This is a genomic window from Segatella copri (assembly GCF_024330485.1).
Lineage (GTDB): Bacteria > Bacteroidota > Bacteroidia > Bacteroidales > Bacteroidaceae > Prevotella > Prevotella copri_L.
Map to the genome: position 1 here is coordinate 65,778 of NZ_JANDWX010000001.1, position 21,285 is coordinate 87,062.

General features: G+C 44.2%; 18 protein-coding genes and 1 tRNA gene. 11 read left to right on the top strand and 8 right to left on the bottom strand.

What is annotated here, in order from left to right:
* Positions 1-34: 34 nt before the first annotated feature.
* From NNC77_RS00305 to sppA, 5 genes are all read right to left on the bottom strand, one after another.
* A tRNA-Phe gene (locus NNC77_RS00305) sits at positions 35-107 on the bottom strand.
* Between the two features lie 111 nt (positions 108-218).
* Positions 219-1,331 (bottom strand): thiamine-phosphate kinase, encoded by a 1,113-nt coding sequence (gene thiL, locus NNC77_RS00310; RefSeq protein WP_117727746.1) that lies wholly within the window; start codon positions 1,329-1,331, stop codon positions 219-221.
* Positions 1,332-1,354: 23 nt separating this feature from the next.
* Positions 1,355-2,164, bottom strand: a complete 810-nt coding sequence (locus NNC77_RS00315; RefSeq protein ID WP_082231209.1) for a purine-nucleoside phosphorylase — start codon at positions 2,162-2,164, stop codon at positions 1,355-1,357.
* Positions 2,049-3,224: a tetraacyldisaccharide 4'-kinase gene (lpxK, locus tag NNC77_RS00320; RefSeq protein WP_117727747.1), complete on the bottom strand. Its 1,176-nt coding sequence runs from the start codon at positions 3,222-3,224 to the stop codon at positions 2,049-2,051. Before lpxK ends, NNC77_RS00315 begins: the two co-directional genes overlap by 116 nt.
* A gap of 65 nt (positions 3,225-3,289) precedes the next feature.
* On the bottom strand, positions 3,290-5,074 hold the full coding sequence (sppA, locus tag NNC77_RS00325; protein ID WP_234564300.1) for a signal peptide peptidase SppA: 1,785 nt from the start codon (positions 5,072-5,074) through the stop codon (positions 3,290-3,292).
* Between the two features lie 264 nt (positions 5,075-5,338).
* Between sppA and NNC77_RS00330 the strand changes: the two genes are divergently transcribed.
* Entirely contained in the window at positions 5,339-6,148 is an 810-nt protein-coding gene (locus tag NNC77_RS00330; RefSeq protein WP_254969567.1) for an alpha/beta hydrolase, read from the top strand.
* 374 nt (positions 6,149-6,522) lie between these two features.
* On the opposite strand, the gene NNC77_RS00335 is transcribed toward NNC77_RS00330, so the two are convergent.
* On the bottom strand, positions 6,523-7,950 hold the full coding sequence (locus NNC77_RS00335) for an undecaprenyl-phosphate glucose phosphotransferase (RefSeq protein WP_254969568.1): 1,428 nt from the start codon (positions 7,948-7,950) through the stop codon (positions 6,523-6,525).
* Positions 7,951-8,382: 432 nt separating this feature from the next.
* Here NNC77_RS00335 and NNC77_RS00340 point away from each other — a divergent pair, with 432 nt between their 5' ends.
* The 7 genes from NNC77_RS00340 to guaA all read left to right on the top strand — a co-directional run bounded on the left by NNC77_RS00340 (position 8,383) and on the right by guaA (position 16,488).
* Positions 8,383-9,726: a sugar phosphate nucleotidyltransferase gene (locus NNC77_RS00340; RefSeq protein ID WP_218487441.1), complete on the top strand. Its 1,344-nt coding sequence runs from the start codon at positions 8,383-8,385 to the stop codon at positions 9,724-9,726.
* Between the two features lie 150 nt (positions 9,727-9,876).
* On the top strand, positions 9,877-10,149 hold the full coding sequence (locus tag NNC77_RS00345; RefSeq protein ID WP_153112893.1) for a co-chaperone GroES: 273 nt from the start codon (positions 9,877-9,879) through the stop codon (positions 10,147-10,149).
* A gap of 89 nt (positions 10,150-10,238) precedes the next feature.
* A complete protein-coding gene (groL, locus tag NNC77_RS00350) occupies positions 10,239-11,867 on the top strand; it encodes a chaperonin GroEL (protein ID WP_006846289.1) in 1,629 nt (542 codons plus the stop codon).
* Between the two features lie 365 nt (positions 11,868-12,232).
* Entirely contained in the window at positions 12,233-12,448 is a 216-nt protein-coding gene (locus NNC77_RS00355) for a hypothetical protein (protein WP_006846290.1), read from the top strand.
* Complete coding sequence (locus NNC77_RS00360; protein ID WP_153139401.1) at positions 12,432-13,976, top strand: RapZ C-terminal domain-containing protein; 1,545 nt, start codon at positions 12,432-12,434, stop codon at positions 13,974-13,976. Before NNC77_RS00355 ends, NNC77_RS00360 begins: the two co-directional genes overlap by 17 nt.
* Before the next feature lie 77 nt (positions 13,977-14,053).
* Complete coding sequence (locus tag NNC77_RS00365; protein ID WP_153139403.1) at positions 14,054-14,803, top strand: sugar phosphate nucleotidyltransferase; 750 nt, start codon at positions 14,054-14,056, stop codon at positions 14,801-14,803.
* Positions 14,804-14,877: 74 nt separating this feature from the next.
* Complete coding sequence (gene guaA / locus NNC77_RS00370) at positions 14,878-16,488, top strand: glutamine-hydrolyzing GMP synthase (protein WP_022121641.1); 1,611 nt, start codon at positions 14,878-14,880, stop codon at positions 16,486-16,488.
* 45 nt (positions 16,489-16,533) lie between these two features.
* On the opposite strand, the gene mscL is transcribed toward guaA, so the two are convergent.
* Complete coding sequence (mscL, locus tag NNC77_RS00375; protein WP_117588102.1) at positions 16,534-16,962, bottom strand: large-conductance mechanosensitive channel protein MscL; 429 nt, start codon at positions 16,960-16,962, stop codon at positions 16,534-16,536.
* A 354-nt stretch (positions 16,963-17,316) separates the two neighbouring features.
* Here mscL and gap point away from each other — a divergent pair, with 354 nt between their 5' ends.
* The 3 genes from gap to NNC77_RS00390 all read left to right on the top strand — a co-directional run bounded on the left by gap (position 17,317) and on the right by NNC77_RS00390 (position 20,486).
* Positions 17,317-18,348: a type I glyceraldehyde-3-phosphate dehydrogenase gene (gene gap / locus NNC77_RS00380; protein WP_006846296.1), complete on the top strand. Its 1,032-nt coding sequence runs from the start codon at positions 17,317-17,319 to the stop codon at positions 18,346-18,348.
* A 133-nt stretch (positions 18,349-18,481) separates the two neighbouring features.
* Positions 18,482-19,450, top strand: coding sequence for a tRNA (adenosine(37)-N6)-dimethylallyltransferase MiaA (gene miaA / locus NNC77_RS00385; RefSeq protein WP_022121644.1), 969 nt, complete (start codon positions 18,482-18,484; stop codon positions 19,448-19,450).
* A gap of 106 nt (positions 19,451-19,556) precedes the next feature.
* Positions 19,557-20,486 carry a diacylglycerol/lipid kinase family protein gene (locus NNC77_RS00390; protein ID WP_022121645.1) on the top strand — a complete coding sequence of 310 codons (930 nt, stop codon included), beginning with the start codon at positions 19,557-19,559 and terminating at the stop codon, positions 20,484-20,486.
* Between the two features lie 77 nt (positions 20,487-20,563).
* Here NNC77_RS00390 and NNC77_RS00395 read toward each other — a convergent pair whose 3' ends face one another.
* Positions 20,564-21,268, bottom strand: a complete 705-nt coding sequence (locus tag NNC77_RS00395; RefSeq protein WP_254969569.1) for a Crp/Fnr family transcriptional regulator — start codon at positions 21,266-21,268, stop codon at positions 20,564-20,566.
* Positions 21,269-21,285 lie beyond the last annotated feature (17 nt).

Here is a 21,285-nt window from a genome sequence, read left to right on the forward strand (position 1 = left end):
CACAGTTAGTAACCGCCTTTTATGAAAGGAGGAGTGGTACCACCAGGAATCGAACCGGGGACACAAGGATTTTCAGTCCTTTGCTCTACCAACTGAGCTATGGCACCATCTTGCTTTTTGCGGTTGCAAAGGTACAATAAATATTTTAATTGAGCAAGAGAAAACGAAATATTTTCTCTTGCTTAATGTTTATTAACTAAATATCCCCTTGCTTGAAATTAATCTTTCAGCGGATTCCAACCTTGTGCTTTCAGTTCAAATTCCTGTCCGTCTCTGGTAATGAGGAACTTGCCCAGATTTTCTTTGGTGATGTAGCCAATCTGCCTTACACCCTCCATTGCCTCAATCTTTTCGTGGTCACCGATAGGTACGGTAAAGAGAAGTTCATAATCTTCGCCACCATTCATAGCACAGGTGGTAAGGTTCATATTGAATTCTTCTGCCTGCACGGCTGTCTGGTAGTCGATAGGTATGTTCTTCTCATATACTCTGCATCCGCAATGACTCTGTTCGCAGATATGCATCAATTCACTGCTCAGACCATCGCTCACATCCATCATGGCGGTAGGACGGATACCTGCCTCACGCAGTTGTGCTATCACATCTCCGCGTGCCTCAGGCTGCAGTTGTCTTTCCAAAAGATATTCCTTGCCGGCGAAATCTGGCTGGAAGTTGCGCATATTCTCTAAGTCTCTGTTCAGAAGAGCCAGTTTCTCGTTATCACCATTTGCTTTAGCCTCAGCCATCTTCTTTCGGATATCTTCTATCTGTCCGTAGTATACAGCCTTTTCGCGTTCCAGCAGTTGAAGTCCCATATAGGCACCGCCCAAGTCGCCCGACACACAGATCAGGTCTGTTTCCTTGGCTCCGTTGCGGTATACGATTTCTTCTTTTGCTGCTTCTCCGATACAAGTAATACTGATGGCTAAACCGGTGAGAGAAGAGGTAGTATCACCTCCCACGATATCTACTCCCCATTTGTCGCATGCCATTCGAAGACCCTTATAGAATTCATCAATGTCTTCTACTTTGAATCGTTTACTCAATGCTATGCTTACTACCATCTGACGTGGGGTTCCGTTCATAGCAAAGATATCACTGATGTTTACCATTGCACTCTTGTAACCCAAGTGAACCATGTCAATATAGGTAAGGTCGAAATGTACGCCCTCCATCAGCATATCAGTAGTCATGAGCACCTCCTTGTCTGGATAATGCATCACGGCACAATCGTCGCCTACACCATAAACTGTAGACTCGTTTTTCTTTTCATAACCTTTGGTGAGATGGTTTATAAGACCGAATTCACCTAACTTTGAGATATCCAAAATAAATAATAGTTTATAATTTATACTTAAGATCTGCGGATGATTTCTCGCATAATCTCTGTCATCTTAGGCTGTGCGGCATTGGCTGCAATCTGCACCTCCTCATGACTGACTTCTACAGGTACATCGAAACCGCCAAGATCGGTGATGATGCTGATGCCGAAAACCTTGATTCCACAATGGCGGGCAACAATCACTTCAGGTACAGTACTCATACCTACAGCGTCACCACCCAATACACGATACATGCGATACTCTGCCGGTGTCTCGAAGGTTGGTCCCTGAACGCCAACATATACGCCATGCTTTGCATCAATTCCCTTCTCCTTAGCGATATCGTCGGCAAGGTCGCGGAGTTTCTTGTCGTATGCTTCGTGCATATCCGGGAAACGTGGACCGGTAGGGAAGTTCTTTCCGCGCAATGGATGTTCTGGGAAGAAGTTGATGTGATCATCGATAATCATCAGGTCTCCAATCTGGAATTCCGGATTCATACCGCCCGAAGCGTTGCTTACAAAGAGGGTTTCAATGCCCAACTCGTACATCACACGTTCTGGGAAGGTTACAGCCTTCATGTCATATCCTTCATAGTAATGGAATCTTCCTTCCATAGCCATGATATCTTTACCTCCTAACTTACCGAAAATCAGTTTGCCTGCATGACCTTGAACGGTAGATACTGGGAAGTTTGGTATTTCACTATATGGAAATTCATAACTGTCAGTTATTTCTGAAGCTAATTGTCCGAGACCGGTTCCCAGTATGATTGCTGTCTTCGGACTTGTTGTCATCCTTTCTTTTAGCCAGGATGCTGTTTCTTGAATTTTTTCGTACATAGCTAATGATTTTGTCGTTAAAATTATCTTCTTGTTCCAGCATGAAACTTACCTTGATAGGCAGTTCGTATATGCTTTTCTTAACTATTTCATAGAGTCCCTCTGTCTCTTTTAGTCTCACGGCATCTTTCTCTGTCGTGATAATCAGACGGGGTTCTGGCATCTGTTCAAACGCCTCGTTGATGCGTGTGATGTCTTTATTCTTGAAGCGATGGTGATCACCGAAACTCAGCGACTGCATACTCTTGACCATTGGCTTCAGGTCGTGTTCCATCTGCTTAGGCGATGCGATACCAGTAACCAGCAGAGCATGGTAGTTTTTCAACTCCTCCTTGGCTATCTGCTGGTCTTCGAAAACTCCCTTTGGCGTATCATAGTTGATGCAGGTGAAGTAGAGCTTCTGGAAAGGGTAAAGGTCCATAGCCTTGGTGAGTACTCGAAATTCCATTGGCTTCAGGTCCTTTGGACATTTAGTGATAATCACAATGTCTGCACGGTTCTTACCGCTTAGAGGTTCTCTCAGTCTTCCTGCTGGCAACATCTTGTCATAGATGATCAGACGGTGGTAATCTACCAGCAGAATGTTGATACCTGGCTTCACATAGCGATGCTGAAAGGCATCATCCAGTAATACAACATCTACATCCTTGGTCGGTTCTTCATTCTGCAACTTTTCGATTCCTCTCACACGCTTAGCGTCTACGGCTACATAGATATCGTCAAACTTGCTGTGCATCTGGAAGGGTTCATCGCCAATCTCTGACATTGTCGTATCTTTATCTGCCAGCACATAGCCACTGGTCTTTCTTTTGTAACCACGTGATAGCACAGCTATCTTAACCTTGTCGTGCAACAAGCGTATCAGATACTCCACATGGGGAGTCTTGCCCGATCCGCCCACCGTGATGTTACCCACAGAAATGATCGGGATTGAGAATGACTGACTCTTTTTCAGTCCGATATCGAAGAGCCAATTGCGAAATCTGACCATGCCGCCATAAATCCAACTCAGTGGTAGCAGCCAGTCGTTGATCTTGATAAGATCGCCTTCTGTTCTCATGTCTGTTTCCTTTCTCTTAATTCGGTATGTCTATATATTAATGTACGCATACCTTATTATAAATGTTATTGTATGTTCAGTACGTAAGGAAGTGCAGCCTGTATAGGCTCTTTCTCCTTCATATTGCGTATCATGATGAATGGCTGGTAGAGGTCACCCAATGCCAGACGCAACTGTTCGTCAAGATATGTTCCCTTGTTTCCGCCCGCCATATCCAGCAACTGTTCCATCCATCCAGCCAATGCCGGATATTCTATCGCCTGATAACTGCTGAGATGAGCCAATTCTGCAGCCTTGTCGATGGCGTCGCTCAAGCCGCCGAATCCATCAATTAACTTGATCTTCTTGGCGTCTGTACCCAGCCATACTCTTCCTTGAGCAATCTTCTCAACCTGTTCGGTACTCATTTTTCTGCCCTCAGCCACACGATTGCGGAAGAGGCTATATCCACGGTTCACATAGTTTTGCATGGTGGCAATCTCTTCTGCACTCCATGGGCGTGACATGCCTGCAGAGGCATAGGTACTGTTGCGGTTGGTCTTCACTTCATCATACTTGAAGCCTAACTTCTTTGTCATCAAGTCACTGAAATCTGGCAGGGCTCCAAAGATACCGATGCTGCCGGTCAATGTTGTAGGTTGTGCCATGATATATTGGGCACCCATACTCATATAATAAGCACCCGATGCTGCCATACCACCCATCGAAACCACTACCGGCTTCTTTTTATTTAATTCTTTAACTGCTCTCCAGATCTGTTCCGAAGCATAGGCATCGCCACCGCCCGAATTGATACGCAGAACTACGGCCTTTACCTGACTGTTATCTGCAAGTTCCTGAAGGTCCTTGATGACCTTTGTACTTACTATCTGTTGCTCAGAATCATAGATGCTAGGAGTCTCCATCCTGACAATGGACCCCTGACAGTAGTATACGGCAATCTCTTCGCCCATCAGATTCGAGTCGTCTATAGTCATATCTACGTCGTTATAGTCAACCTGATTGATGGTATCGTCTGCCTTCAGTCCTAACTGTTTCTTTACCACGTCTCTGATTTCATCATAATAGCAGAATCCATCTACCATCTTTCGAGATTTCAGTAGTTTGGTATCATCAAACACCATCAGCCCGTCAGCATAGCGGTTCAGTGAATCCTTGCTGATGTTTCTGCTTTTGCTCACATCTCCCAACATCTGTAGCCAGAGTCCACTAATATAGCGTGAAACCTGCTCTCTGTTGGCATCCGACATTTTGTCTTCGGTGTATGTTTCAGTATAGCTTTTGTATTTGCCTACCTTCACTACCGTAAAGTGAACGCCAAACTTGGCTGCTACATCTTTGATATATTGTGGCTGCGATGCAATACCATGCCAGTCCACATTGCCTTCTGGGTTTACATATACCTTGTTGGCAACCGAAGCCAGATAATATCCACCCTGTGAGAGAGCATCACCATATGCGATAATCCATTTGCCGCTCTTCTTGAAATCGGCAAGTGCATTTCTGATTTCCTGCAAAGTGGCATAATCTGTCTCCAAGATACCTGTTTCCAGATAGATGCCCTTCACTTTATCCTCATTCTTTGCCTTGCGGATAGAAGAGAGAATCCTGTTCATGCCTATGTTGTTAAACTGCTCGCCTGTCAGTTCGCCGAGCCAGTTGTCTTCAGTACGGTCTTCAATCTGTCCTTGTAGTTTCATCACCATCACCGCATTGTCTTTCAGTGCCGGTTTACTGTTGCTCGATGCCACCATTCCGATGATACAGATGAATCCCAGGATGGTCATGATCAGCCCGAAGGCAAACAGTCCTACGATAGTGGCTGCCACGTTCTTGAAAAAATCCTTCATTATTCTATGTCAATATTTTATAAGTGAGACTTCTAAATAAATGCCAGCGGCAGAAGAGAGATGTTTTCTCCGATTGCCGTTTACAGCAATTTTTCTGCAAATATAGCAAAAAAGAACCAATAATCAAAGCGATTGGAACAAAAACACCAAAAAAAGAAGAAAAAATAACATAGGGTTAACGAAAAAATGCCTATCTTTGCATTATCTTAGCAAAACAGAATAAAGATATAAACAACATAACAAAAAAGAAAAATGAAAAAGACAATGATTTTTTTTCTTCTGATGCTGCCAGCAATTACAGCATCAGCTCAATCTACCGCTCGCAAGTTCGTATTGAAGAACAGTAGCGACGGACAGAGTGAACTTACCTGTTATCTTCCTAAGAATCCTTCAGGAAGAGCTGTAGTAGATTGTCCTGGAGGTGGCTATTCCCATCTTGCAATGGATCATGAGGGACATCAGTGGGCAGAATATTTCAACAAACAGGGTATCGCTTTCTTCGTCTTGAAATACCGTATGCCTTATGGAAACCGCAATATTCCGTTGAGTGATGCCTATCAGGCGATGCGTACCGTTCGTGACAGTTCTGCAGTATGGAGAATAAACAAGGAAGATGTTGGTATCATGGGCTTTTCTGCCGGTGGTCATTTGGCTTCTTCCGTCAGTACTCATGCTGAGGCGGCTGTGCGACCTGATTTCTCGATTCTTTTCTATCCGGTGATTTCAATGGATGAGCGTATCTCTCATAAGGGATCATGTGTGAACTTCTTGGGTGAAGAGCGTAATACCAATAAGAAACTGGTAGAAGAGTGGTCTAACGACAAGGCTGTTCGTCCTAATCTTACCCCTCGTGCCATCATACTGATGTCTTTTGATGATAAGGTTGTTCCTCCTGTAACCAATGGCGTAGCCTATTATTCAGCCATGAGCAAGGCGGGCAACGAGTGTACCATGCATATCTATCCGACTGCCGGACATGGATGGGGATTCCGAGATGCTGCCCATGGTTTCCCATATCACGACCAAATGCTGAATGATCTTACCTGTTGGCTCAACAGGCTTCCGTCTAAGTAATCTAAGTAATAAGTAAAGAGAATACCTAAAAAGAGGGTGTGTCATAAGTTAATGATACATCCTCTTCTTGTTGCTGGAAGAGCTAGGTTATGTTGTTGGAAAAGCTAGTATATGTTGTTGGAAGAGCTAAGATATGTTGTTGGAAGAGCTAGTATATGTTGTTGAAAGAGCTAGTATATCTAGAATATGTTGTTGGAAGAGCTAGTATATGTTGTTGAGACAGTTAGTATCTCCGGTCGCACAACAGCTGTTGTGCGCTTGCATAACAGCTGATATGCGCTTGCACAACAGCTGATGTGCATGCGGTGACCAACTGTTGTGCGCCAACTGTTTTCCAAACTTATGGCACATCCTCTTTTTCTTTTTATAGACTCCTAATAAGCATTCTTGTCAGGGCAGATAATGCTCTTGACTGTCATGAAGATAATCTTGATATCAAGCCAGAACGACCAGTTCTCTATATACCAGATATCACGGCGGATACGTTCCTCCATCTGCCAGAGCTCCTTGGTCTCACCACGGAACCCGGTAACCTGAGCCCAACCTGTGATACCTGGCTTGGAGAAGTGGCGAACCATATACTTATCTATCAGGCTTCCATACACCTCTGTATGATGCAGCATGTGAGGGCGCGGACCCACAATACTCATGTCTCCCTTAAGAACATTGAAGAATTGAGGAAACTCATCTATGTTCGTCTTTCTCATAAAGTTGCCGAAAGCAAATTTACGTGGGTCGTTCTTTGTCGCCTGTGCCTTGTCTGCATCCTTGTTCACATGCATGGAACGGAATTTAAGACAGTAGAAGGTATCACCATTCAGACCCGTTCTTGCCTGTTTGAAGAAAATTGGACCAGGACTCTGAATCTTGATGATGAGAGCTATGAATGGAATGAATGGTAGAACGCACAAACATGCAAGCCCGCTCACCACGATGTCAAAGCTACGCTTGATAATGCGGTTTGACATGCTTGTTAGGGGTTCTATGCGGTTTGAATATACCGTCCTTCCCATAAAATTCTGGGCATCAAGATGCAATTTGTACTCACCAAACACACGTGGCAGGTAGTAGAAGTGTATCACATTCTTATCACAGAAGTGCATGATATTGATGATTTCAGGATCTTTATGCGACAGGCAGCAGAAAACCTCGTCAATACTGGAAGGTTCACCATTGATGGTATCATTCATGGTAGAAGAGATAATCTCTTTGAGCTGTTTCATGTTTCCTATTCTTTTCAACCCTTCCGGATTATCAGTGATGTCTTCATCTGCATAATATCCTTTTACGATATAACCTGCCGAGGGATCTTCTGTCATCGTCTTGTACATCTCGCTCACGGCAGGATCGTTACCTACAAAGACGACGGTGCGTGAGTTGCGGCCCTTAGAGCGGAAATACTTTAGTAATTTGAGCTCGCAGAGTCGGCTTATGATGAGAGACAGATAGAATGTTATGCCGAAGATAATGCTGAAGGAGAACATCTTTCCCCCGTGACCGAGTAGTCTTGAGAAGGTAAAGAAACAGAATGTTGTTGCTGCAGCCAGATATAAAGTACGCTTTGTAACCTGTAGGAACCCGATCTTTCTGACATGAATGATGGTGGAATAGAAGTATTCGCCTAGGAACAAGGCAGCATTGGCAACAAAAAAGGTAATCTTTGTTGCTTTGTCGAAATACGCAGGTATGAGTTCTTGACCATATTGGGTATAGAACAACAGTACGATGTTGAGAATAACGAAATCGGCACCTATCACCAGTCTCCTTATCATTTCATTTCCTTTATAATGCTTGTTCGTCATTTGCTTATTTTTTTATACTCCTAGTTATTTATATATCTTTTTAAGTTATTGAGGTATGCTTAAATTGATATTTGGTCGCAAAGGTAATAATAATAGTTGAAAATCGGAAATAAATCAGCAAAAAAATATCGAAATAGACCAACTTGAACCAACTTGAACCAGCTTTTCTTATTTTTAATCTGTTTAAATGATGTTTTTTCTTCCTTTTTACTTTCTTGCGCATATCTAGGTATTTTTATATGAATAGGTAGTTTTTTTAGAAATTGCTTGGTGGTCTCAAAAGAAAAACGTACTTTTGCAGCCGGATTATCACGGATGATTCTTCTTTGAGACCTGTTGGCACTGGGAGTAAACTCCTGATGTGATGCAGTCTCTCATTGTTAATTTGTGAAATCTTAAGTATGAACAATAAACGATTTAGATAGTAATAATATGCAATTAATTTTGTTATCGGGTGGCTCGGGTAAAAGGCTCTGGCCACTTAGCAATAATGCTAGAAGCAAACAGTTCTTGCCATTGCTCGAAAAGGAGAATGGGGAGATGGAAAGTATGGTTCAGCGCGTGGTACGTCAGGCTCAGGAAGCAAATCTGACCAGCGATATTACGCTTGCTACAAACGCCAGTCAGCTGGATATCATCCAGAACCAGCTGGGAGAGCGGGTTTCTGTGGTTACCGAACCGGAGAGGCGTGATACTTTCCCTGCTATCGCTTTAGCTGCAAGTTATCTGAAACTGAAGAAGAAATGTGAGGATGACGAGGTTGTGGTTATTATGCCTTGTGATCCTTATACCGAGTTGGAATATTTCCATACCATAGCCCGTATGGTGGAATGTGTGGAGAAAAACGTCGCCGACCTCGTGCTGATGGGTATCAAACCTACTTATCCAAGTGCAAAATATGGTTATGTGGTTCCTTTTGCAGAAGGAGAGAAGTATCAGATAGTGAAGAGATTTACCGAGAAACCGGATGTGCCTACAGCAGAGAAACTCCTGGAGGAGGGTGCTTACTGGAATGGTGGTGTCTTCGCTTTCCGTTTGGGCTATATGATGCAGATTGTACGTAAGTATATGCAGAGTGAGAACTTTGAAGATACTCGTGCAAGATATAGCGAATTTCCAAAAATCTCTTTCGACTACGAGGTGGCGGAGAAGGCTGAATCGGTAGCGGTAGTACCGTTTAATGGTGAATGGAAGGACCTGGGTACCTGGAACACACTCACTGATGAGCTGCATCATGCCAGCATCGGTAATGCGGTGATGGGAAGTCATTGCGAGAATACGCATGTCATCAACGAACTCCAGTTGCCTCTGTATGTGGATGGCTTGAAGGATGCTGTTGTTGCAGCGAGTCCTGATGGCATCTTCGTCTGTGCAAAGAAATATTCCGAGGACATCAAGAAGGCGGTAGAACATCTTACTCCGCGTCCGATGTATGAGGAAAGAAGGTGGGGTACTTATCGGGTGATTGACGATTCTGAGTATGCTGACGGCAATCATTCGCTCACCAAGAGTATTACCTTGAAGCCAGGTAAGAATATCAGTTATCAGCTTCATCACCATCGTTCAGAGGTGTGGACATTCGTAGAAGGTGAGGGCATCTTTGTACTTGATGGTGAGGAGAAACATGTGAAGGCTGGTGATACCGTGGTGATTCCTCTGGAGCATTATCATGCCATCAAGGCGATTACACAGCTGACTTTCATCGAAGTTCAGAATGGTAATCCACTGGTTGAGGAGGATATTGAAAGATTCGATTATCAATGGAAGATGAAATAAAACACAAGTTTTTGTGATATAATGTCAGTATTTAAACGTGTCAAAGTGTCAGTATGGATGCTTTGGCACGTTTTTCGTATACTGGCGGGATGACGGGTAGCAATACCTGTTGGCAAAATAAATGTATAACAATTAAAATATTATAGAATCATGAACATTAAACCATTAGCAGACAGAGTGCTGGTACTTCCTGCACCAGCTGAAGAAAAAGTAGGTGGAATTATTATCCCTGATACAGCAAAAGAGAAACCACAGCGTGGTAAGGTCGTTGCTACAGGTAAGGGTACGAAAGACGAAGAGATGATTCTCAAAGAAGGTGATACCGTACTCTATGGTAAGTACGCTGGCACAGAACTCGAATTCGGTGGTACTAAATATATCATGATGCGTCAGAGCGATGTACTCGCTGTAGTAGAAGAGTAATTCTAAAAGGTAAAAAAGTAAAAAGGTAAAAAAGTAAAAAGGTAAAAATACCTTTCGCGATATTTAAACATTTTTTTAAAGAATATATTATGGCTAAAGATATTAAATATAATATGGATGCCCGCGACCTCTTGAAGAAGGGTGTTGATCAGTTGGCAAATGCAGTAAAGGTAACTCTCGGTCCTAAGGGCCGCAACGTGGTAATCGAAAAGAAGTTTGGTGCTCCTCAGATTACTAAGGATGGTGTTACCGTGGCTAAGGAAGTAGAGTTGGAGAATAAATTCGAAAATACTGGTGCTCAGCTTGTTAAGAGTGTTGCCAGCAAGACTGGTGATGATGCCGGTGATGGTACAACAACTGCTACTATCCTGACTCAGGCTATCGTAACAGAGGGCTTGAAGAACGTTACTGCAGGTGCAAACCCAATGGACTTGAAGCGTGGTATTGACAAGGCTGTAGCTGCTGTTGTTGCCTTCATCAAGGAACATGCTGAACAGGTAGACGACAACTACGATAAGATTGAGCAGGTGGCTACAGTTTCTGCCAACAATGATGCTGAGATTGGTAAGCTCTTGGCTGACGCAATGCGCAAGGTTTCTAAGGATGGTGTCATCACTATCGAGGAGAGCAAGAGCCGTGATACCAACATCGGTGTTGTTGAGGGTATGCAGTTTGACCGTGGTTATTTGAGCGGTTACTTCATGACTGATGCAGACAAGATGGAGTGTGTAATGGATAATCCATACATCCTTCTTTATGATAAGAAGATTTCTAACTTGAAGGAGTTCTTGCCAATTCTCCAGCCTGCTGCTGAGAGTGGTCGTCCTTTGTTGGTTATCGCTGAGGATGTTGATTCTGAGGCTTTGACTACTTTGGTTGTTAACCGTTTGCGTGGCGGTTTGAAGATTTGCGCTGTGAAGGCTCCAGGTTTCGGTGACCGTCGCAAGGCAATGTTGGAGGATATCGCAGTATTGACAGGCGGTGTTGTTATCTCTGAGGAGAAGGGCTTGAAGTTGGAGCAGGCAACTTTGGATATGCTGGGTTCAGCAGACAAGGTTACCGTCAACAAGGACAATACAACTATCGTTAATGGTCATGGCGAGAAGGCTAATATCCAGGATCGCGTAGCTCAGATCAAGAACGAAATTGAGAATACCAAGTCTTCATATGATAAGGAGAAACTTCAGGAGCGTCTGGCTAAACTCGCCGGTGGTGTAGCTGTCCTTTATGTAGGTGCCAACTCTGAGGTTGAGATGAAGGAGAAGAAGGATCGTGTTGACGATGCACTCTGCGCTACCCGTGCCGCTATCGAGGAAGGTATCGTTGCTGGTGGTGGAACTACTTATATCCGTGCTCTCGAGGCATTGAAGGATATGAAGGGTGATAACGCTGACGAGACAACAGGTATCCGTATCGTAGAGCGTGCTATTGAGGAGCCTCTCCGTCAGATTGTTGCCAATGCCGGTGGCGAGGGTTCTGTAGTAGTAAATAAGGTACGCGAGGGCGAGGGTGACTTCGGTTACAATGCCCGCAAGGACGTTTACGAAGATATGCGTCAGGCTGGTATCGTAGATCCTGCCAAGGTAGAGCGTGTAGCTTTGGAGAATGCTGCTTCTATTGCAGGCTTGTTCCTGACAACAGAGTGTGTGTTGGTTGACAAACCAGAGCCTGCACCAGCTGCACCAGCTGCAGCACCTGGTATGGGTGGCATGATGTAATTAGATGAATAATTTGAGCAAACAAAGCACATCGTAAGACTGCGAGTTTGCAAAGCGAAAATATCAAATAGGGGTGATTCTCAGCGAATTATCCCTATTTTTTTGTTTTTTTAGTCATAAAGATGCAAAAAATAGCAAAATTATTTGGTTCGAATAATCTTTTTTTGTAACTTTGCATCGTAAATAAAAGAAAGTATCATCCGAAGGGATGGCAAAGATATTTTTTTGATTTGTTTTAGTAGATTAGTTTTTAAGTAGTTTGTTTTTGGAAATCGGTTGTCGTGAGACATCCGATTTTTTTTTGTTTTTATTTTGTTTTCTCAATTTAATTGTGTAATTTTGCAGCATAATAGAAAATTCATAGCATGAACAATATTGATTGGAAAAAAGCAGTGGTCTTTCTGATTGTTATCGGAGGACTCATTTATATTACAAAGGCAGAGTTGGGAATGACTACTACAAACTCGTTCCTTACTACGCTGGGTATCTTATTGCTTCTCTTTATCGGAGATAACTTCGCACAGAAGATTGATGATGATCGGAAACGACGTAAACTGAATAATGATGGAAAAGCTGATTGATTTATATGAAAAATGGGCGGGTGAAGAACCGGCTGATGTCATAAAATTGGCAGGGCAGGGGAGTAACCGGCAGTATTTCCGTATCATTGGGCATGATGGTGATACGGTAATTGGTGTGATAGGAACCAGTCGTGATGAGGATCATGCCTTTGTATATCTGGCTCAGCATTTCAAGCTCAGACAGTTGCCTGTTCCCCAGATTCTGGCGGTGAGCGATGATGAACTCTGCTATCTTCAGACAGACCTTGGCGGTACTTCGCTTTTCGATGCCATCAAGGGCGGGCGAGATGCGGGCGGACGTTACAATCAGAAAGAGAAGGAACTCCTTAAGAAAACCATTCGTGAACTTCCGAATATCCAGATTCGCGGTGCAAGAGGATTGGATTGGCAGAACTGCTATCCGCAGCCAGAATTCGATGTAGACAGTGTACTCTTCGACCTCAACTACTTCAAGTATTGTTTCCTGAAGCCTACCGATTTGGATTTTCACGAACTGAAGCTCGAAGCCAACTTCCGGCTTTTTGCCAAGGATCTGACATCAGAACCGATGGATTGTTTCCTTTATCGCGATTTTCAGGCGCGCAACATCATGCTGGATGATAAGGGTAATCCATACTTTATTGATTTTCAGGGTGGTAGAAAAGGACCGTTCTATTATGACCTCGCCTCATTCCTCTGGCAGGCATCTGCTAAGTATCCGTTCAAACTGCGCAGAGAACTGGTTTGGGAATACTACCAGTCCTTGAAGCATTATACCGAGGTACCATCGGTGCGCCATTTTGTAAACCGGTTGAGTCTTTTTGTGCTCTTCCGTACCTTACAGGTTTTGGGCGCCTACGGATTCCGCGGCTATTTCGAACGCAAGAAACATTTCATCGACAGTATTCCGCCAGCTATCCAGAATCTGCGAGATCTTCTGAAGATGGGTGACAAGGTATTCCCTTATCCTTATATGATGGATATGTTGAGAAGACTGACCGAATTGCCACAATTCAAGGTGATAGAGAGTGTGGCGCTGAGTCGTGCAGACGGCTATAAGACTACCGACAACAATATCTATCGTGCGCATCCGCAGGACGGACCTGCCACCTATTCTAAATATGATGGTAAGGGACCGCTGGTGGTAAGAGTGTATAGTTTTTCTTTCCGTAAGGGCATTCCAGAGGATCCGTCGGGCAATGGTGGAGGTTATGTCTTCGACTGCAGAAGTACCCATAACCCTGGCAGATACGAGCCTTATAAGAAGTTGACGGGTCTGGATGAGCCTGTTATCCGATTCCTGGAGGATGATGGTGAGATATTGAAGTTCCTGGATCATGTCTATGCACTTGCCGACCATCATGTAAACCGCTACATGCAGCGTGGTTTCACCTCTCTGATGTTCTGTTTCGGATGTACAGGCGGTCAGCATCGCAGTGTATATTCTGCGCAGCATCTTGCCGAACATATTCACCGGAAGTTTGGTGTAGAAGTGCAGATTTGTCATCGTGAACAGCATATTGAACAGGTTTTGCCGGCAAAACAATAGAAAAATAGCGTGCAAATTTGGCTATCTCGCAAAAAGTTAGTAAATTTGCACGCACATTTTAAAATAGCTATTTAGCAATGATGCAAGCAATGATATTCGCAGCAGGTTTGGGCACTCGCCTTAAGCCACTTACCGACCGCATTCCGAAGGCTCTGGTAAGTGTCGGGGGAGAACCTTTGCTCAAACGTGTCATCTTTCAGTTGAAGGATGCCGGTTTCACTCGCATTGTAGTGAACGTGCATCATTTCTCCCAACAAATTATCGATTATCTCAGAGTACATGACAACTTCGGTATGGACATCCGTATCAGTGATGAGAGTGAAAAGCTGCTCGAAACGGGTGGAGGTATCCGGAAGGCATGGCCGCTCTTCAACCAGTCAGAGCCTATTCTTATCCACAACGTGGATATTCTGAGTAATGTGGATCTGAAGAAGTTCTACCAGATGGAGAGCAGGGATATGATTGCTGCCCGCCTGATGGTGAGCGAACGCAAGACCAAGCGCTATCTGCTCTTTGATGACAGCATGCGACTGGTGGGATGGACGAATATAGAAACGGGCGAGGTGAAGAGTCCTTATCCTGATCTCAATCCCAAAGATTATAAGATGTATGCTTTCTCGGGCATCCACATGGTTGCCCCATCGCTCTTTCCATTGATGGAGGAGGAACCGGACAAGTTCCCTATCATGGACTTCTATCTGAAGCATTGCGACAAGGTGCGCATAGAGGGATATGTAAAGAACGACCTCAAGCTGATGGATGTGGGAAAGCAGGAGACGCTGAAAGAGGCGGAAGCATTCCTGAAATCGTTAGTTAGTAGTTTATAGTTAATAGCGGCTATGCCGTATAGCAAGATTACTGTAAACTATAAATTGTAAACTGTAAATTAAAATTAGATATTATGCAACAGAAGATTATTATTTTGGATTTCGGTTCACAGACCACACAGCTCATCGGCCGTCGTGTCCGTGAACTCGATACCTTCTGCGAGATCATGCCTTACAACAAGTTTCCAAAGGATGACCCATCTGTCATTGGTGTCATCTTGAGCGGTAGCCCTTATTCCGTTCATGATCCGGAAGCTTTCAAGGTAGATCTGAGCCAGTTTATCGGCCGCATTCCTGTACTCGGCATCTGCTACGGTGCTCAGTTCCTTTCTTACGCCCAGGGCGGTAAGGTGGAGGCTGCTGACAGCCGTGAGTATGGTCGTGCCAACTTGGAGCATTTCGATAAGGAGAATCCTTTGTTCAAGGGATTCATCGAGAACTCTCAGGTTTGGATGAGCCATGGTGATACCATCACTGCTATCCCTGATGATTACAAGTGCATCGCTTCTACTGCTAATGTGAAGTATGCTGCTTATGCTTCTACCAAACAGCCTGTATGGGCAGTACAGTTCCACCCAGAGGTGTTCCACTCTTTGCAGGGTACACAGCTCTTGAAGAACTTCGTGGTTGATATCTGCGGAAGTAAGCAGGACTGGAGTGCTGACTCTTTTGTTGAGACAACAGTTGCTGAGTTGAAGGAACAGTTGGGTGACGATAAGGTTATCCTCGGTCTTTCTGGCGGTGTTGACTCCAGTGTGGCTGCCGTTCTCCTGAACAAGGCTATCGGTAAGAACCTTACTTGTATCTTCGTAGATCATGGTATGTTGCGCAAGAATGAGTTCCGTGACGTGATGGAAGACTACAAGTGTTTGGGCTTGAATGTAATCGGCGTGGATGCATCAGAGAAGTTCTTTGCTGACCTGGCTGGTGTTACTGACCCTGAGAAGAAGCGTAAGATTATCGGCCGCGACTTCGTGGAGGTTTTCAATGCTGAGGCTAAAAAGCAGACTGGTGCCAAGTGGTTGGCTCAGGGTACCATCTATCCTGACCGTATCGAGAGCTTGAATATCACCGGTAAGGTGATCAAGAGTCATCACAACGTAGGTGGTCTTCCTAAGGAGATGAACCTTCAGTTGTGTGAGCCTTTGAAGTGGCTGTTCAAGGATGAGGTTCGCCGTGTAGGTCGCTCTATGGGTATGCCAGAGCACCTGATTACCCGTCACCCATTCCCAGGTCCTGGTTTGGCTGTCCGTATCTTGGGCGATATCACTCCTGAGAAGGTACGTATCCTTCAGGATGCTGACGATATCTATATCCGTGGCTTGCGTGAATATAAGGTGAAGTTGAGTGGTGAGGAAGCTCGTCGCGTTCTGGCTGCCGGTGTTCCTGCTGACATGCAGAATGGCGAGATCGAGGTTTCTCTCTACGATCAGATCTGGCAGGCTGGTACCGTATTGCTTTCTACTGTCCGTTCAGTAGGTGTGATGGGTGATGAGCGTACATACGAGCACCCGGTTGCCTTGCGTGCTGTAACCAGTACTGATGCGATGACTGCTGACTGGGCACATCTTCCTTATGATTTCATGGCTAAGGTAAGTAATGAGATTATTAATAAGGTGAAGGGTGTAAACCGTGTATGTTATGACATCTCTTCAAAACCACCTTCGACAATTGAGTGGGAATAAACAGAATAAAAAAGTCGCCTTCAAAGAGGGCGACTTTTTTTATTCTTATTTCTGGTTCTTCAGGAGATCACGTATTTCCATGAGGAGTTTTTCTTCATTGCTTGGCTCCGGAGCCTTAGGAGCTTCTGCCGGTTTTTCCTCTTCCTTCTTCTTGGAAATCTTGTTCACCACCTTGATGAGCATGAAGATACAGAAGGCAACGATGAGGAAGTCGAAACAGGTCTGGAGGAAGTTACCATAGTTGATGGTAGCCGCCTTCAGTTCCTCACCCGCTACATTGACGGTAGGTAGGGTGAATTTGAGGTCGGCGAAATTCACGCCGCCAATCAGCCATCCTATAGGAGGCATGATGACATCATCTACAACGGAGCTCACGATTTTGCCAAAGGCACCACCGATGATAACACCGACAGCCATGTCGAGCACATTGCCACGCATGGCGAATTCCTTGAATTCATTCAAAAATTTACTCATACTTTTATCTTTTTAATTATAACTATAGTTTGATTGTTCTTCTTTTTCTCTTTTCTTATATATATAATAAGGTATAGAATGCTGAGTTTTTCCTTTGCTTTTTGCAATATGGAGTTGTCAGTATGGCATGTAATGAGTGAAAATAATGCCAATATTAAAGCTCTACTATTCTTTTTTAACTTATTTAATACACATTCTGGTTGCAAAGTTAGAAAAAAATTAGTAACTTTGCGCTCGAAAAGAAGAAAAAATGCTCTAAGGCGTAAAATTTTGAATGTTTCAGCATCGGATGAACGCTCGAAAGCAGTTAAAAAAGTAATTTTTATTAAACTTTTAATTTAAATATTAAGAACAATGATTAAGATTGGTATTAACGGATTTGGCCGTATCGGTCGTTTCGTATTCCGTTCTACAGTTGAGGCTGAGAACGCAAAGGAAGTACAGGTAGTAGCTATCAATGACTTGTGCCCAGTTGATTACATGGCTTACATGTTGAAGTATGATACAATGCACGGTCATTTCGACGGTACTATCGAGGCTGACGTTGAGAAGAGCGAGTTGATCGTTAACGGTAACCACATCCGTGTTACTGCTGAGCGTGATCCTGAGAACTTGAAGTGGGATGAGGTTGGTGCTGAGTACGTAGTTGAGTCTACAGGTCTCTTCCTCGCTTATGACAAGGCTGAGAAGCACTTGAAGGCTGGTGCTAAGTACGTAGTACTTTCTGCTCCTTCTAAGGCTGACGCTAACGGTAACCAGGCTGATATGTTCGTTTGCGGTGTTAACACTGACAAGTACAATGGTCAGAAGATCGTTTCTAACGCTTCTTGTACAACAAACTGCTTGGCTCCTATCGCTAAGGTATTGAACGATAACTTCGGTATCGAGACAGGTTTGATGACAACTGTTCACTCTACAACTGCTACACAGAAGACTGTTGATGGTCCATCTATGAAGGACTGGCGTGGTGGCCGTGCAGCTGCTGGCAACATCATCCCTTCTTCTACAGGTGCTGCTAAGGCTGTAGGTAAGGTTATCCCTGAGTTGAACGGTAAGTTGACAGGTATCTCTATGCGTGTTCCTACTTTGGACGTATCTGTTGTTGACTTGACAGTTAACTTGAAGAAGGCTGCTTCTAAGGAGGCTATCTGCGCTGCTATGAAGGCTGCTTCTGAGGGTGAGTTGAAGGGTGTACTCGGTTACACAGAGGATGCTGTTGTTTCTTCTGACTTCTTGGGTTGCGCTTTGACATCTATCTTCGACGCTAACGCAGGTGTTTATTTGACAGACAACTTCGTTAAGGTTGTTTCTTGGTATGACAACGAGATTGGTTACTCACACAAGGTTGTTGAGTTGATCAAGATCATGAAGAAGCACAACGGTTAATTCGTTGCCTCTTAACGATTAAGTATATGGCCGTCCAGCATTTTTTCAATGCTGGACGGCTTTTTGTTTTTATAAGTGAGAATTTCTTTTCATTTTATTTTGTTTTCTCAATAATTTCATTTAACTTTGCGGCATGAAATATTCGATGATAACCATATTGGGACCTACGGCGAGTGGTAAGACGAGTCTTGCTGCCGCTCTTGCAGCCAGGATCAATAGCCTGGGTGCCCATTTGTCGGGTACCCCTGCCAAGGGCGCTGAAATCATTAGTGCTGACAGCCGGCAGGTATATCGCGGCATGGATATAGGTACGGGTAAGGATCTGGCTGACTATACCATCCATGGCAAGCAGATACCTTATCACCTCATTGACATCTGTGAGCCTGGTACGAAATATAATCTCTTTGAATATCAGCAGGATTTTTATGATGCCTATCAGGATATTCAGAAGAGAGGGGCATTTCCGATATTATGTGGAGGTACAGGACTCTATATTGAGTCGGTGCTGAAAGGTTATCATCTCTCACCTGTTCCGCAGAACCCGGAACTCCGTGAGTCATTGGCTCATAAGAGTTTAGAGGAACTTACGCTGATACTGAAAGAGCTGAAGGCGAAAACGGGTTCTAATATGCACAATCGCACAGACGTGGATACAGCACAGCGAGCTATCCGGGCGATAGAGATTGAAAGCTATAATCTGGAGCATCCGATGCCCGAACGTGAACTCCCTGCGGTTGATTCGCTGATTATTGGTGTCAGCATAGACCGGGACGCAAGAAGGGAGAAAATTTCACGGAGACTGAAACAGCGATTGGATGAGGGAATGGTAGATGAAATCAAGGGACTGCTAGATCGTGGTATTCCTGCCGAAAATCTCATCTATTATGGTTTGGAATATAAGTTTATTACAGAATATGTAATCGGTAAGACTTCATACGATGAGATGTATCGCGGTCTGGAAATAGCAATCCATCAGTTTGCCAAAAGGCAGATGACGTGGTTCAGAGGTATGGAGCGCAGAGGCTTTACTATCCATTGGGTAGATGCATTGCAGCCAATGGAGAAAAAGGTGGAGACGGTTTTGGAGCTGATGAGGAGCTAGGCTGCGGCCTGGAATCTGGCTAGGGCTGGCATCCGATGGAATCGGATGCAACGGTGGCTAGGCGGAAGTGATATTTCTACAACTTTCAAATTACAAAGAAGAGACAATGGTAAACGAGAATAAATGGGGGCTGCTTTATTGCCCTAGAGGAGGCTGGCGAAGTAACAAGCGCTGGGAAAAAATAGAGAAGGTGCTCAAGCAGCAGGGCGTGGATTACGACTTTGTGCAGAGCGAGAATCAGAAGAGCGTAGAACGGCTCATCAGAATGTTTATCAACAATGGTTATAAGACCATTGTCATCGTTGGTGGAGATTCTGCGCTCAATGATGCCGTAAACTGTCTGATGCAAATAGATCCGAAAGAAAGAGAAGAGGTGGCACTGGGTGTTATTCCTAACGGACTGATGAACGACTTTGCCCACTTCTGGGGATTCAGCGACAGCGATATCGAGAAGACGGTGGCGTCGCTGAAAAAACGTCGTATCAGAAAGATTGACCTCGGTTGTATCCGCTATGTGAACAAAAAGGGGGAGAAATGCCGTCGCTATTTCCTCAACTGTATCAATATCGGACTCATCGCCGCCATCATGAACCTGAGACGAAAAACCCATCATATCTTCGGTTCGCGTACCCTGTCGTTTCTCTGTTCCTTCATCCTGATGATATTCCAGCGTCTGGACTATAAGATGCATGTGAAAATCAATTCGGATGTTATCAAGCGTAGAGTGATGACGATGTGTATAGGCAATGGAACAGGATATGGACAGACTCCGAATGCTGTGCCATATAACGGACTGCTCGATGTGTCGGTGGTATCTCATCCTAAGACAACCCAGCTCTTCGAGGGAATCTATCTTTTTGTGAAAGGTAAGTTCCTCAACCATAAGAGTGTGCATCCTTACCGTACCCGGGAGGTAGAGGTGCTCGATGCCCAGCATGCCCTGATAGGTATTGATGGCAGATTGATGAATACACCGGTAGGCCCATTCCAGATTACTGTAATTCAGGAGGTTATCAACTTCCTGATACCCGTATAACCAGTATGCCCGTAATAAGGGAAATGTATCAAGAAAAACGAATAATGTAAAACATATAAATAAAAAATAGCAGAACTTTATCCGAGTTCTGCTATTTTTATGATTTCTTCTTCCTGTAAGATTTTGATTTTCCTTCCTTCAGTATTGATGAGTCCTTCTGCCGTAAAGGCTGAGAGCGTACGGATGGCATTGCTCGTTGTCATATTACAGAGATTTGCCAGATCTTCACGACTCAATCGGATGTCAAGAGTTTTTTCGTCTTTTTCTAACCCATAAGAGTCTTTCAGAAATATCAGTCCCTCGGCAAGTCGGGCACGGATATGTTTCTGGGTGAGGTTCACGGTACGGTCGTCCGATTTACCTATTTCCACACTGAGATATTTGATAAAGAAGAAGCCGATGTTGAAACTCTTGGAGATCAGTTTCATGAGAACTGCCAGCGGGAACTGGGCAACGACGCAGTTTTCCAGCGACATGGCTGCCGTCTTGTATATCTCATCTGCAAAATAGGCTCTGAAACCAAAAAATTCAATCGGTTTGATAACACGGATAATCTGGCTCTTGCCACCGATACCTTCTTTGTATATCTTCACTTTTCCCGCTATGAGACATAGTGCATATTCGGGAGTACCCTCGTTCTTGTAGATGATTTCGTTCTTCTTATACTTCTTGATTTCCAGATGTTCTTTCAGTAAATCGAACTGGTCATCAGTAATGCCTCCCCATAGCTTAGCAATCAGCATTGCTATATTTTCTTTATCGTATTTTCCTCTAGCTGCCATGTGTACAAATCTTTTAA